Raw genomic sequence first — 14687 nt, 5'->3', positions numbered from 1 at the left:
TGCTCAGCTGTCAGGAATTCCCTGATGACCATATGACACATAGCCGTTGGAACTTGGATCTTTCCGCAGCCGGTTGGTTCTGTCGGACAACTTTGAATGTTCGCCAGCCGGGGCCTCATCTCGCCTATTGGGTTGACCATGTCTCTCCCCGGCTTTGCTCGCGCTCGAACCTCACCAGCTTTGATCGCACTAGAGTGAATAGCTTCTGCGGCTCTGCGCGGGTCGAAGCGCCATTTCGCGGCAACGGTCATCAAAAAAGAGCAACAGGGTAAGCTGTAGGGTACATAGACTTACTTCGAATATTGTACGTCATCGTGGCATAAGACGTAAATATGAAATCTCGTCTACGTCCAATAGCTGGAGCTGCAAGTATGGAGGCAATCGGCCTGCCGGGATATTCTGATGATAGTTTCGATCGCGAAAGCGTAGGTCATGGGAAAGCAACCAGCAGGCAGCAGCCAAACTTCAGTTCTTCATCCAAAGGGTTCCTTTGAATGGACGAATGTCCTTGGTGTTCGCGTTTCGGCAGTCAATCTCAAAAGCGCGACTGGATTTATTCAAAATGCGATCGAAGACGGCAGGAAGGAATATGTGTGCGTTCGCGACGCGCACGGCATCGTCCGCTGTCAAGATGATCCCGAGCTCCGGTCGATACATAACCGGGCGTTCCTCGTAACCCCCGACGGCATGCCGCTTGTTTGGGCATTGAAGCGTGCTGGTCATGCCGAAAGCGACAGGGTCTATGGACCGGATCTCATGTTATCGGTTTTCGATGCCGGCCGCTCTAAGGGCTTGCGCCACTTCCTTTATGGTGCAACGGCCGAAACGCTCGAACAACTGCAGGCGCGCCTTCTGGCAAAATTTCCGCAAGCACGGATCGTCGGCTCCTATGCGCCGCCTTTTCGCAAACTGTCGATGCAGGAGGAAACGGATATTGCTGACCGGCTTAATCGGTCGGGCGCCGATATCATCTGGGTCGGGCTGAGCAGTCCCAAGCAGGAACTCTGGATGGCGCGCATGCGCGATAGTCTGGAAGCATCGATGCTCATCGGTGTCGGAGCCGCATTCGATTTCCACGCCGGCCTCAAGCGGCAGGCTCCAAGGTTCATTCAAAGAAGCGGCTTCGAATGGGCGTTTCGTCTTTTATGCGAGCCGCGACGGCTATGGCGGCGCTATGCGCTCGTCGTGCCGACCTTCATCTCACTGACGGCATTCCAGAGACTGGGGCTTCGGAAGTTTCCGATCGAAGACGCGGTTTTTGGATCAAGCGCGCCAAAAGCAGCAGCTGCAAAGGTGTAAAGCCATCATGTCCTTATTTGCGTCGCCAGCAATGACACCGGGCCCGTCGAAAGCAGCCATATCAAATGACATGACGGCGCGGGCGATTCCGGCAGGTTCCGTGCCACCCATAGCAGCTAAGCCCACCGATGCCTTTGTATGGGCAGGACCGAATATGCCCGTCGCACTACGGCGTGGGCTTCCTCGGTTTGCAACCTCGTCCTTCCTGATCGGCGGCGACATCGCAAGCTATTTGATTGCCTATTTTGCTCTCCTGTCCTTTCTCCCCAATGGTTCGGACGGCGCGATAGTGGAGCGCACCTTCTCGATCGCAGCGCTTGCTGCGATCGTTCTCTACGCATCGGCCGGCCTCTATCCTGGATATCGGTTACATGACCACGAACACCTACGGCGGCGCACCATAGCTGCCGCCAAGGTGGCTGTCCTGGCGGCATTCGGAGCAATTATCCTGCCCGAGGGGGAACGACTGCTGCTTGCCGTTATTGGGTTCCTCGCTCTCGGGCTGATTGTTCAGCCATTTGTGCATTGGCTGGCGCGAGGCCTGTGCTGGAAACTTGGAATGTGGGGCGAGCGTGCGGTTGTCATAGGGGGGTGCAACCTTACTCCCGCTCTCGTGGCCCATTTCAAGAACCACTGGCAGTATGGCATCAGGCCGGAGCCCTTTTCCCCCGATACTTTGGAGGCATTGCCCGATTGCGTGCCATCCATTGCCGTGATTGCGGGTGACACAGGCTCGCTTGTACCCGACTTGGCGGCGCTGCGTCGGAAGTTTGCCGAAGTCATTTTGCTGTCCGACACGCCGAGCCTCAAGGTAAGCGGATTGCGACCTGCGGACGTCGGCGGAGAGATCGGTATTCGCCTCACCACCGGTGGGAGTTGGGTCAACTCGGATCCGGTTCGCCGAATCCTCGATCTCGCAATCGCCATCCCTGCAATGATCGTGGTCGCGCCATTTATCGCGTTTGCAGCGGCCGCAATCTATGCCATCGATCCAGGTCCCGTCTTTTTCCGGCATACTAGGGAAGGGCGATCCGGCAAGCCGGTGCACGTCCTGAAATTGAGGACGATGTACCAAGATGCAGAACAGCGCCTAGAAGCACTGTTCCGAGACAATCCTACGATGCGCGCCGAGTGGTTGAGCCACTTCAAGCTCAAGGACGATCCGCGCATCCTTCCGGTTATAGGACATATGCTGCGCTCTTCGAGCATCGACGAGCTCCCGCAATTGGCAAACATCATTGCCGGCCAGATGGCCATCGTCGGGCCGCGTCCGTTCCCGGAATATCACCTCCTGGCTATGGACGGCGAATTTCGAAACAAGCGCCGTTCCGTCACGCCGGGGCTCACGGGCCTTTGGCAAATATCCGAACGAAGCAATGCGGATATCGAGCTGCAGCAGCAACTCGACGAGTTCTACATCGACAACCGGTCGCTGTGGTTTGACTGCCAGATTCTCCTCAGCACAATCCCTGCGGTCTTCAAGCGCAGGGGAGCCTACTGACCATCCTCGCTTTCGCGAGGCAACCGTCAACAACGGAGCACACCAATGCACGGACAAAAGCGAATTATGGTAACCGGCGGTACCGGCTTTCTAGGATCATTCCTATGCGAAAGGCTTTTGCGAGAGGGCAATGACGTCCTCTGCGTGGACAATTACTACACCGGTTCGCGCGACAATGTGCTGCATCTTCTTGACGATCCTCGCTTTGAGGTGCTCCGCCATGACATTACCTTCCCGCTCTATGTGGAGGTCGACGAGATCTACAACCTCGCCTGTCCGGCGTCTCCGGTCCACTATCAGCACGACCCCGTACAGACCGTGAAGACCAATGTGCACGGGGCCATCAATATGCTCGGCTTGGCAAAACGCACCAGGGCGAAGATCTTCCAGGCATCCACGAGCGAAGTTTATGGCGATCCGGCAGTCCACCCTCAGCCCGAGGAATATCGAGGCAGCGTCAATCCCATAGGGCCGCGGGCATGTTATGACGAAGGCAAGCGGTGTGCCGAAACATTGTTCTTCGATTACCATCGTCAATATGGCGTGGAAATCCGCGTAGCCCGCATCTTCAATACTTACGGGCCGCGCATGCAGACCAATGACGGCCGCGTCGTCTCCAATTTCATCGTTCAGGCGCTTCAAAACGAGCCGATCACCATCTTCGGCAACGGCACCCAAACGCGCTCCTTCTGCTATGTAGACGATCTGATTGAGGGCTTCATCCGCCTGATGGGGGCGCCGGCTGGCGTTACGGGTCCGATCAATCTCGGTAACCCGGGAGAATTCCAGGTCCGGGAACTGGCCGAAATGGTCATCGAGATGACGGGATCGAAATCAAGCATCGTTTACAAGCCTCTGCCGATTGACGATCCGACGCAGCGCAAGCCAGACATCAGCCGCGCAAAGCAGGACCTGGGCTGGCAGCCGACAGTGAACCTGCGACAGGGGCTCGAGAAAACGATCGCGTATTTCGAGTGGAAGCTTTCTGGCGGAGTCAAGAGCACGCTTGGTGTCCAGTCCTCGCGAACGGCCTACACCTATCTGCCTAGCCCGGCCGTCGGCCTTCCCGCTCAGGAAGCCGTATCAATCGGGCCGTGAACTGCAACGTCGATCATTGCAAGTCGAAGCTGATGTCTTTCGATGGGATAGTGCCGGGAAACATGAATGTGCATAGCATACGAACAGGAGCCGCCCTTGCGGGTGCAACACAGCGGTTGGGGCCCATCGTCTTTGCGGTCGATGCGGCCTACGCCGTTCCCTTGGCGACCGCTCTTAGATCGGTCGCCGAGAATAACCGAAGCGCATGGCCCTTGAACATCCATGTCGTTCACGAGGGAATAGGCGAAGAAACAAAGCGACTGATCTTTGATTCTCTGCCCGCAAATTCTGCGGTCATCCAGTGGCATCCCATCGCCACATTGTCCTTCGCAAGCGGATTTTCCACTCGCCCCGGCGTTTCGAGGATGACCTTCGCGAGACTCCTTTTGCCGCAGTTCCTTCCGCAGACCTGCAATCGGGCTCTGTATCTGGATGGCGACATCCTGGTCCTGACTGCGCTTGAACAGCTGTGGAATATCGATCTCGGCGAGGCAGTGATCGGCGCCGTGCCGGATTACTGGCTGGACAATGTCATGCGCAACGGACCAGGTGCAACCGGCGGCCCTCGGGTCGAACGTTATTTCAACGCCGGCATTCTCCTTATCGACCTTGAAAAATGGCGAAACGAGCGAATATCGGAACGATCTCTGGACTATCTCGACCGCTTTCCGACGACGGAATATTCGGATCAGGACGCTCTTAACTTTGCTTGCGACGGAAAGTGGAAGATCCTGGACCGTGCCTGGAATTTTCAGTTCGAACCAACGCAGGCGATCACCCGCATCGCGCTCGACCAGAAGGTCGCGATCGTTCATTTCGTGACCAACGTGAAGCCCTGGAAATCAGGAAGCTTGAGCCCTAACGTCGCCTTTTACGATACGTTTCGGTCCCGGACCCGTTTTGCGCTTAGCCGTTGGGCGCGCGTTCAGAGTGGCCTTAAGCGTGCAGGCTCGCGGCTGCTTGCCCGATCCGCCTTGTTGAGAGCGGCATGGTCCTGCGCGAAATCGGCTATGCGAGCGCATGCATCGACGCCGCGCCAGTGAATCGCGGAGCGAGGAACGCTTAAGAGCGAAACGAAGCCGAGTTCGGGTTCCATGAAATGCTCCGAACGAAACGATTGCCTGCGGAGGAACAAGGTTGCAACGCGTTGATGTCGTCATTCCCTGCTACAACTACGCTCATTTCCTCGAGGAATGCGTTGGTAGTGTTCTTTCACAAGCAGGCGTCGATGTGCGCGTGCTTATTCTGGATGACTGCTCGCCAGACAATACGCCGGAAGTCGGAACGGCCCTGGCATCCAGGGACAAACGGGTCACCTATCGGCGGCACGCGGCAAACAAGGGCCACATCGCCACCTATAATGGGGGAATCGAGTGGGCGGGCGGCGACCTATTCCTGCTTCTCTCTGCGGATGATTATCTCTTGCCTGGCGCGCTAGGGCGCGCTTCCGAGCTGATGCGCAATCATCCGCATGTGGGATTTACGTTCGGGAACGCGCTCATAGCTGAACCGAGTGGCGTCAGTAAGCGCGTCGATCCTCTCGGCGACAATTGTGTGCCTCCTATGCAGGTCTTGTCCGGTCCGCAGTTCATACGGTTGAGTGGAGCAAACAACCTGGTTCCGACACCGACGGCCGTCGTGAGAACGACACTGCAAAAACAGGTCGGCGGCTATCATATGGAACTGCCGCATGCCGGCGATATGGAGATGTGGCTGCGGCTCGCATCACATGCCGGAGTGGGCTACATCAACGAAGACCAGGCAGTATACCGCAGACATGCTTCGAACATGTCGCTACAATACTATGGCCAAAGTATCCTTCCCGACCTCCGGCAACGAAAACAGGCTTTCGATATTCTATTTCGCCAAGGCGCTGAAAGCCTCAGGAAAGATGAGAAATTAAGACGTTTTCTTACCAGGGATCTCGGCAAAGAGGCGCTTCGGCTGGCGGGCATGGCATTTAATAATTTCGATGTTCCCACAGCCGCGGCTATTCAGCGTTTTGCTCTCGAGGTTTCTCCCGAGGTGCGAAATTCATTGCCCTGGATCAAGTTGGTCTGCAAGCAAACAATCGGCCCAAAGTACTGGTGCGCCTTGAATTCTATCGGGCGACGAGTTGCAGGATGAATAGGGAGGTCCGACCCAGGTCTCCGCAAGTACGCAAACGACAGTCGGGTGGTTGAGCGCTCGATCGCTACTCATGCCAAGATCGCGCCAAGATCGCGGGGGGACGCGATGGAAGGCCCCCCGGTATCAAAAGACCCGGTGACGCATTCGCGCCACCGGGTGATTTGAGCAAGACATGGTTACAAGATACGAAAAGTTATACCCCAACAACGATCAGTACAACACCTTACTCACGCTCATGCCGGAATACTGGTCTGGAACAGGTCGTTGAGCTTGAACACGACTTCCGTCCTATTCGTCGCTTTGACCTTCTTCATAATATTGCGAACGTGCACCTTTACCGTGCTTTCTCGCAGATTGAGCTCATAAGCGATAATTTTGTTCGCCTTTCCGCGTCGGAGCGCCTCCACGACTTCGACCTGACGATCCGTGAATATGCCGGAGAGCGGGCGGGCGGTCGAATTGCTCGAGTCCAGCAAGTGACGCATGGCGAACAGGGCGCTTGCAGGCACAAAAATTCCTCCTGCCACTGACAGCGCGATCAGCTCCATACAGACACTGACGCTGACTGAGGCGGGTATGAACCCTTTGGCTCCGTACTCAAGGGCCCTGACGATTTGGCCGAAATCGTCGCTATCAGCCAATACGATGAGTGGCGTCGATGTAAATTCTGACGCAAGCTTGCGGATTTGCTCCGAAACGGCCGGTTCATCGATCTTTTTGCCGCCGACGTTCAAGAGGATTGCCGAAAGCGGAGGATGTTCGTCGCGCTTCTGCTTCCACTCCTCAATTGATCCAAATGCCAGAATCTCCAAATCCGCCTTTTCGGCAGCCATGCATTGCGCCAAGCATTGCCTATCAAGTTCACGATTATCGAGAATGACAAGCGAATGCGTGTGCCTTGCCGACAGGTGCGCGTTATTTTCTATCTTAAGGGGAAGAGAGATGTTTTCCTGCCTGCGGTCTAGATTCGGTATAAGTGCTGAATTCACAGCTTCACCCTCCCTCTAACACGTTACGCCACTACGGCCCGAGTACCAACCCCTCTCAATACGGGGGTTTATGAAACTCTAAAGTAGGAATCGATTACCACAATTCGACGGGCGTTGCAGTAGCTAATATAGGTTAAGTACTACACAACTTCTATTATTGGATAAGAAAATGAAGATAAGCCTGAGTATAGACTTAGGTCTTACTGGGCCGATTGCGGGATAATCTCGCTTGTTACCCCACCGTTTGGCAATGAACCCCTAAATGCATGGAAACAATCGCTGTCTCCGGCGTAGGCGAGCCGACGAGTGCGAGAGGTACCCGCCACCAATGTTGGACAGGGCCATAAACCAGGACGTAAGTCATCATAAGTAGATACGCCTTTCGGCGGATAAGCTTAAACGATTTGTTTCTTTACTCAGATGAAGAAAACAATTCTCTTTGGAACGGAGAGAAGTATTTGTCCTGGATAACCTTGGACGCAATCGACCTTTGTTTAACTGAAAATCGGGCCTGTTATGAGTAGGGGTTTGCAGGGATGATTGCATCAAACGTCAAGCTGGGTGACGGCAGCGTCATTCACCATCGAGATCTTGTGAATCTCTACGGCTGCACGATCGGAGCAGGAACCCGCATCGGCACCTTCGTCGAGATTCAGAAGAACGTCATCGTCGGAAAAGACTGTAAGATCTCCAGCCATTCCTTCCTCTGCGAGGGCGTGACGCTGGAAGATGGCGTGTTCATAGGCCACGGGGTCATGTTTACGAACGACATGTACCCGCGCGCCGTCAATCCGGATGGCAGCCTACAGACGGAAGCCGACTGGATCCTCATCCCTACACTGGTCAAGCGCCACGCATCGATCGGCAGCAACGCCACCATTCTGCCTGGCGTGACCATCGGAGAGGCTGCCCAGGTCGGCGCCGGAGCGGTTGTAACAAAGGACGTGCCTGATGGCGCCATTGTCGCGGGCGTTCCAGCCAGGGTGATCGGTCGCGTCAATGACGGGCCAGTCGACATGTATGCGTTGGGAGGAATGAAATGATCGGAATCGCTGTTGTCGGGTATGGGTATTGGGGTCCGAATCTGGTTCGCAACATCTCGGAAGCGGCCGGCGCGCACCTCGTTTCAGTTTGTGATCTGAATGTCGAACGGTTGGCGGCTGTTAAAAGCCGGTATCCCGCGGTAACGATCACCGACAAGTTCGAGGAAGTCCTGCGCGATCCACGCGTAGATGCAATCGCCATCGCAACGCCGGTCTCGGCCCATTTCAAGCTCGCAATGCAGGCGATGATGGCCGGAAAGCATGTCTTCGTCGAAAAGCCGATGGCATCGACGACGGAGGAGGCCGCGCGGATGGTCGAGGAAGCCGCGCGCCGACGCCTCGTGCTGGCCGTGGATCATACGTTCGTCCATACCGGCGCCGTCCGCAAGATGCGCGAACTGGTCGAAAGCGGCCTGGGCGACATGTATTATTACGACTCTGTGCGGGTCAATCTGGGGCTCTTCCAGCACGATGTCAGCGTCATCTGGGATCTCGCCGTGCACGACCTCTCCATCCTGGACCATGTCCTGCAGGAAAGGCCGGTGGCTGTTTCTGCGACGGGCATGAGCCATGTACTCGGCGAGCCGGAGAACATCGCCTATCTGACGCTCTTCTTCGAGAGCAAGCTCATTGCCCACATCCACGTCAATTGGCTGGCGCCGGTCAAGGTGCGCCGAACGCTGATCGGCGGCAGCAACAAGATGATCGTCTATGACGATCTGGAGCCCAGCGAAAAGATCAAGGTCTACGACAAGGGCATCACGATGAACCCCAATTCTCAAGCCTACGGCGAGAAGGTGCATCAGATGCTGGTGGGCTACCGCAGCGGCGACATGTGGGCGCCCAAGCTCGACATGACCGAGGCGTTGAAGCGCGAACTGGATCAGTTCGTCGATTGCATCGAGCAAAACTTGCGGCCGATTACGGATGGCCAAGCCGGGCTGCGGGTCGTTCGCATCCTTGAAGCCGCAAGCCGATCGCTCGCCCAGCGCGGTCGTATCATCGAGCTTGAAGAGGCGAGGCGCATTGCATGATCCCGTTCCTGGACCTCAAGGCACAATATCAATCCATCAAGAGCGAAATCGACGCCGCCGTGCTTGGCGTCCTGGCCTCGGGGCAATATATACTGGGCGAGGAGGTCGCTCGCCTCGAGCAGGAATTCGCGGACTATTGCAACGTCAAACATGCGATAGCCGTCAACACCGGGACGAGTGCCCTGCATCTGTCGCTTCTCGCGGCAGGCGTCGGCCCCGGCGATGAAGTCATCACCGTGCCATTTACCTTCGTCGCGACCGTATCGGCGATCTGCTACGCAGGTGCACGACCGGTATTCGTCGATGTCGAGCCGGTGACGCTCACGATGGATCCGGCTCAGCTCGAGGCAAAGATTACACCCCGAACCAGGGCCATTGTTCCCGTCCATCTCTACGGTCAGATGGCCGATATGGATGCGATCAAGGCGATTGCCGATCACTACCGGATACCGGTCATCGAGGACGCCTGCCAGGCGCACGGAGCGCAATACAAAGGCGCGCGCGCCGGCAGCATCGGCACATCCGGCTGCTTCAGCTTCTATCCCGGCAAAAATCTCGGCGCTTGCGGCGAGGGGGGTATCGTGGTCACGAACAGCGACGATCAGGCCAAGACGATGCGCATGCTGCGCGACTGGGGTCAGGAACAGCGCTATCACCATCTGCTGAAGGGCTTCAACTACCGCATGGATGCCATTCAGGGTGCGATCCTGCGCATCAAGCTCCGGCATCTCGAAGCCTGGACCGAAGCGCGGCGCGCCCATGGACGTCGCTACTCGTTGCTGCTTGGCGGTTCGGCGAATCTCAGGACGCCTGTCGAAATCGCCGACCGGCGCCACGTCTATCACGTCTATGCCGTCAGAAGCCGCGATCGCGACCAGCTTCAGCGCGTATTGAGCGAAGAGGGCATTCAGTCCGGGCTGCACTATCCGATCCCAGTTCATCTGCAGAAGGCCCATGCCGACCTTGGTTACAAGGCCGGCGATTTCCCAATATCGGAAGCTGCCGCAAGGGAGGTCCTCTCGCTGCCGATCTATCCCGAGATGCCGGCGTGGCACGTCGACCAGGTGGCCGCCGCGCTGGAGAACACCTATGTCAGCTAATCGTGCGGGCGAGGCCCGGATCGTGCAAGCGGTCCATGGCCGTCATAAAAGGCCGGCGGACCCTGCCTACCAGGCCGGGCTGGCTGAAGAACTCAGGCAGTCATACGGGCGCGCTGGCCTGATCGAGCTCTACGGTCGTTTCGCGACCGGTGACGGTGTCATCGATACTCTGATGCGAAAAGCCATCTGGCAAGCCATCACGCGGAGTTGTGGCACAGGATTGCAGGTTGCAGGCGGTGCCGGTTTCAAACATCCCGAGACGTTCGACATCGGCAATGGCGTCTTCATCGGGGCTCAGGCCTATATCCAGGGTCGCTTCGACGGCCGGTGCAAGATCGGCGATAATGTCTGGATCGGGCCGATGGCCTATTTCGACGCTCGCGATTTGGTGATCGAGGATTCTGTCGGGTGGGGACCCGGCGCCAAGGTGCTTGGCTCGGCCCACACGGCACTGCCCTTGGATGTGCCGATCATTCGCACGGATCTTGAAATCAAGCCGGTACGAATCTGTGCAGAGGCCGATATCGGAACGAATGCAACCATTCTTCCCGGCGTGACCATCGGGAAGGGGGCGATCGTTGGAGCCGGGGCAGTTGTCGTTTCCGACGTCGAGCCGTTCTCGGTCGCCGCAGGTGTCCCTGCGAAATTCATACGTTGGCGTTCGGATAATGATCCGATGACGAACATGTCGCGTGAGGGAAGATCATGAGAGACAAACGGGTGCTCATTACCGGCGGTGCCGGTCTGATCGGCTCGCATATTGCCGATCTTGTCGCATTGGAAAAACCTCGCGAGATCATTGTCCTCGACAATTTCGTGCGCGGGCGCCGGGACAATCTCAGCTCGGCGATATCAAGCGCGCCTCTAAAGATCATCGACGGAGATATCCGCGACAGAGCGCTTCTGGCAAAAGTCTTCGAAGGCGTCGACATCGTCTTTCATCAGGCCGCGATCCGCATCACGCAATGCGCCGAAGAGCCACGGCTGGCTTTCGATGTCCTTGCGGAGGGCACGTTCAACGTTCTCGAAGCCGCCGTCACGGCGGGCGTATCGAAGGTCGTTGCTGCCTCTTCCGCCTCCGTTCTGGGGCTTGCCGAGAATTTTCCAACGACCGAAGAGCATCATCCGTACAATAACCGGACGATCTACGGCGCGGCGAAAACATTCAACGAGGGGCTGATGCGTAGCTTTGCGGAGATGTACGGCCTGCGCTATGTCGCGCTGCGTTATTTCAACGTCTATGGGCCGCGCATGGACGTTTACGGCGCCTATACGGAAGTTCTGATCCGTTGGATGGAACGCCTGATGGCCGGGATGCCGCCCCTCATCTATGGGGATGGTAGCCAAACGATGGACTTCGTCGATGCACGCGACATCGCCCGCGCAAACATTCTGGCGGCCAAAAGCGATGTCACGGACGAAGTGTTCAACGTCGCGAGCGGCAAGGAAATAAGCCTGCTGGAACTCGCCAAGATGCTGAGCGACATTATGGGTTCCTCACTCGAACCGCAGCACAAAGAGGCCCGCACGGTCAACGGTGTGACCCGTCGCCTTGCCGATATCAGCAAGGCCGAACGGCTCCTCGGCTTCAAGGCGGAGATCTCCATGGAGCAAGGGCTTCGTGATCTCGTTGCCTGGTGGCAAATGCAGACCAACGCAGGGGGGGCGGCTGCATGAGCTCATCTCAATCCACAATTCCGGTCGCCAAACCCGTCCTCGGGGAGGAGGAGGCTGAGGCTGCGCGCCGCGTTATTCTGTCGGGATGGGTGACGCAAGGGCCGGAAGTCGCGGCTTTCGAGCGTGAATTCGCCGCCTTTGTGGGCGCCGCGCATGCTTGCGCCATGTCCAATTGCACGACCGCGTTGCATCTGGCCCTGAAGGCGGTCGGCATATCCGCCGGTGATGAAGTCGTCACGGTCAGCCATTCTTTCATCGCGACCGCAAACGCGGTTCGCTACTGCGATGCGGTGCCTGTTTTCGTCGATATTGAAGAAGATGGTTACAACATCGAAGCCAGTCTGATCGAAAGGGCAATCACGCCTCGCACCAAGGCAATTCTTTGCGTGCATCAACTCGGCATGCCTTGCGATCTCCGCGCCATCGTTGACATCGGCAAGCGCCACCAGATACCGGTCATCGAGGATGCAGCCTGTGCGACGGGAAGCGAAATCCTCTGGGACGGCCGTTGGGAAAAGATCGGCAAAGCGCATGGCGATATTGCCTGCTTCTCCTTCCACCCCAGGAAGGTCGTCACGACAGGCGATGGCGGCATGTTGACGACGGCCAATCCCGAATATGATCGGAAATTCCGGCTCTGGCGCCAGCATGGCATGAGCGTCACCGATGCCGTTCGTCACGGCTCGAAACAGGTCATCTTCGAAGACTATGACGAGTTGGGTTACAATTACCGGATGACCGATCTTCAGGCGGCCGTCGGACGCGAGCAGTTGCGGCGGCTGCCGGAGTTGGTTGCCCAGCGCCGGCTGCTTGCCGAGCAATATTGCGAACGTCTGTCGACGATTGCCGGGCTTTCTCTGCCGGCCGAGCCGCGCTGGGCTCGCAGCAACTGGCAGAGCTTCTGTGTGAGATTATCCGATACGATCGACCAGCGGGCCGTCATGCAGGCCCTGCTCGATCAGGGGATCTCGACCAGGCGCGGGGTGATGAACATTCATCTGGAGAAAGCCTATTCTGGTGAGGGCTCCCACCGCGCTGCCACCAGCCTGATGCGAAGCGTATCTGCGCAACAGCAAACGATAATCCTGCCGCTTTATGCCCAGATGACCGTGTCTGACCTGGACCGGGTCGTGGAGGCCCTTCGCGCAGCCCTTGCGGAAGCGACCGTCGGAGCCGCCAGCGTGCAACGTGCCATGGATGTCGCTGTCGCCTGAACCCGCATTTGCCTGACGTAGCAATTTGCATAGCAAAACAATGCGCGTATCGCGGGATGCGCGCATTGTTTCGTTATGCTAATTTGGTGATCCATCCGCGGATGGTTGCTGGCACGGACTCTGGCGGAAGCAGGTCGATCAGCATGCGCAGCGAATAGAGCCCGCAGAGAGCGACGGCGACGAAGCCAATCACCGTCGCCGGCCATAGCGGCAAAATCGAGAACATCAGGAACACCAGTCCCGATGCGGGCAAGAAAAGCAGCGCGTGTCTGCGATTGGCGGCGGACCAGCGAAAACCGGTCAGCTTCCGCACGATCACATAGATCAGGATGCTGTGCCAGACATAGAGGCCAAAAAACGCCATGCCGGCTCCTTGCGTACCGAGCAGCGATACGAAGAGCCAGGCAAGCCCCACATGCACGATTGCCGCCGCAACCTCCGTCCAGAAGAAAATCGCCTGGGTACGCTTCGCCACGACGATGAAACCCATCGGCCAGGAAATAATCCGCAGCATCATTCCAAGGCAGATCCAGCGCAGAAGATCGACTGCCCCTTGAAATTCCGCCGAATAGAACAGGCTCATCATCAGCGGCGCAAGCGTCAAGGTGCCGAGCAGGCCGGGGCCAGCGAGCAGCATGCTGATTTCCGCCTGTTCATTGACCAGCCGATTGCATTCGGCATTGTTCTCGGCTGCCGCAGTCAGGCGCGGATAAAAATCCGTCCCCATCGCCTGCAGGATGAAGCTGGCATAGAGACCGCCAAGGCCCCAGGCCGCCTGGTATAATCCAGCCGCCATGACGCCGCCCTCCTTCAGCACGATGAGGCGGATGGCATAAGCTGCGCCGAAGGTCAGAAGCCCGCTTGCCATGAAGACGAAGCCGAGCCTGAGCAGTGCCGACACTTCCCGACCGAACTGGCGCGTGGGCATTGGCGAGGGATGCGGGCAGATCCGCCGGCTGTACCACCAGGTCGGAAGGATTGAAGCAGCCGCAATCACCACGAGGGACGGTGCGATCGCCTGCAGGCCGAACAGATAGATCAGCGGGATGCTGACAGCCGTGCCGATAAGCCCGGCAAGCACGTTGATACGGGCAAGATCGGCAATGCCGCGCAGGCCCTGGATCAATGCAGTTTGCCCTGCAGAGACCAGTCGAAAGAAGATTGCCAGCGACAGCAATGCAATCGCACCGGCATGCTGGTAGCCGCCGAAAGTGAAATTTGAGACCGGGAATGCCAACGCGGCGAGAAGGAGCGCACCAAGCAACCCGAGCACCACCGATATGCGTCGCAGCACTGTTGCTGATCGTGCGATCGTTTCTGCGTCCTCGGTGCCAGCAGCTTCGGCAATCTGGCGCACGCCACTGCTGCCCACACCAAGCCCGGCAATCGCCTGCGCGATATCGAGGATCGACCCGTAAAGGCCCATCAGCCCCACGCCTTCCGGCCCAAGCAGAACAGCCATGGCTTTGTTTCTGACAATGCTGAGTGCGACGTTGACGAGCGAAGACCCGCCCATCAACATCGTCGATTTGAGGATCTGGGTGTAGGTCGAACTGCTGGGTGGGGTCATCCTCAAAGTCATCGGAAACCCTGGCCGTTTAT

Annotated in this window: 13 protein-coding genes; 11 read left to right on the top strand and 2 right to left on the bottom strand. The window is 57.6% G+C overall.

Annotated features, from left to right (window positions below; translation table 11 throughout):
• Positions 1-432 precede the first annotated feature (432 nt).
• From N1937_RS27960 to N1937_RS27940, 5 genes are all read left to right on the top strand, one after another.
• Positions 433-1299, top strand: coding sequence for a WecB/TagA/CpsF family glycosyltransferase (locus N1937_RS27960; RefSeq protein ID WP_222304452.1), 867 nt, complete (start codon positions 433-435; stop codon positions 1297-1299).
• A 7-nt stretch (positions 1300-1306) separates the two neighbouring features.
• A complete protein-coding gene (locus tag N1937_RS27955; protein ID WP_260060238.1) occupies positions 1307-2800 on the top strand; it encodes a sugar transferase in 1494 nt (497 codons plus the stop codon).
• A 45-nt stretch (positions 2801-2845) separates the two neighbouring features.
• On the top strand, positions 2846-3898 hold the full coding sequence (locus N1937_RS27950) for a UDP-glucuronic acid decarboxylase family protein (protein WP_222281260.1): 1053 nt from the start codon (positions 2846-2848) through the stop codon (positions 3896-3898).
• Positions 3899-3930: 32 nt separating this feature from the next.
• Positions 3931-4941: a glycosyltransferase family 8 protein gene (locus N1937_RS27945; protein ID WP_260060226.1), complete on the top strand. Its 1011-nt coding sequence runs from the start codon at positions 3931-3933 to the stop codon at positions 4939-4941.
• A 94-nt stretch (positions 4942-5035) separates the two neighbouring features.
• Positions 5036-6025, top strand: coding sequence for a glycosyltransferase family 2 protein (locus tag N1937_RS27940; RefSeq protein WP_170257014.1), 990 nt, complete (start codon positions 5036-5038; stop codon positions 6023-6025).
• A gap of 236 nt (positions 6026-6261) precedes the next feature.
• On the opposite strand, the gene N1937_RS27935 is transcribed toward N1937_RS27940, so the two are convergent.
• Complete coding sequence (locus N1937_RS27935) at positions 6262-7017, bottom strand: LuxR C-terminal-related transcriptional regulator (protein ID WP_017969293.1); 756 nt, start codon at positions 7015-7017, stop codon at positions 6262-6264.
• Between the two features lie 536 nt (positions 7018-7553).
• Between N1937_RS27935 and N1937_RS27930 the strand changes: the two genes are divergently transcribed.
• From N1937_RS27930 to N1937_RS27905, 6 genes are read left to right on the top strand one after another with little or no spacing between them, the layout of a single operon-like run.
• Positions 7554-8060 carry an acyltransferase gene (locus N1937_RS27930; protein ID WP_017969292.1) on the top strand — a complete coding sequence of 169 codons (507 nt, stop codon included), beginning with the start codon at positions 7554-7556 and terminating at the stop codon, positions 8058-8060.
• Positions 8057-9094, top strand: a complete 1038-nt coding sequence (locus N1937_RS27925; RefSeq protein ID WP_162116584.1) for a Gfo/Idh/MocA family protein — start codon at positions 8057-8059, stop codon at positions 9092-9094. Before N1937_RS27930 ends, N1937_RS27925 begins: the two co-directional genes overlap by 4 nt.
• Complete coding sequence (locus N1937_RS27920; protein ID WP_170257016.1) at positions 9091-10194, top strand: DegT/DnrJ/EryC1/StrS family aminotransferase; 1104 nt, start codon at positions 9091-9093, stop codon at positions 10192-10194. The genes N1937_RS27925 and N1937_RS27920 overlap by 4 nt, the downstream gene beginning before the upstream one ends.
• Positions 10184-10903 (top strand): acyltransferase, encoded by a 720-nt coding sequence (locus tag N1937_RS27915; RefSeq protein ID WP_170257017.1) that lies wholly within the window; start codon positions 10184-10186, stop codon positions 10901-10903. The genes N1937_RS27920 and N1937_RS27915 overlap by 11 nt, the downstream gene beginning before the upstream one ends.
• Positions 10900-11871, top strand: coding sequence for an NAD-dependent epimerase/dehydratase family protein (locus N1937_RS27910; RefSeq protein ID WP_130698480.1), 972 nt, complete (start codon positions 10900-10902; stop codon positions 11869-11871). Before N1937_RS27915 ends, N1937_RS27910 begins: the two co-directional genes overlap by 4 nt.
• A complete protein-coding gene (locus N1937_RS27905; RefSeq protein WP_260060225.1) occupies positions 11868-13085 on the top strand; it encodes a DegT/DnrJ/EryC1/StrS family aminotransferase in 1218 nt (405 codons plus the stop codon). Before N1937_RS27910 ends, N1937_RS27905 begins: the two co-directional genes overlap by 4 nt.
• Positions 13086-13158: 73 nt before the next feature.
• Here N1937_RS27905 and N1937_RS27900 read toward each other — a convergent pair whose 3' ends face one another.
• On the bottom strand, positions 13159-14667 hold the full coding sequence (locus N1937_RS27900) for an O-antigen translocase (RefSeq protein WP_170260154.1): 1509 nt from the start codon (positions 14665-14667) through the stop codon (positions 13159-13161).
• Positions 14668-14687 lie beyond the last annotated feature (20 nt).

It is taken from the genome of Rhizobium sp. WSM4643 (assembly GCF_025152745.1).
Classification (GTDB): domain Bacteria; phylum Pseudomonadota; class Alphaproteobacteria; order Rhizobiales; family Rhizobiaceae; genus Rhizobium; species Rhizobium leguminosarum_I.
Note: the sequence above shows the minus strand (reverse complement) of the source record. Positions and strands in the feature narration are given on the sequence as shown.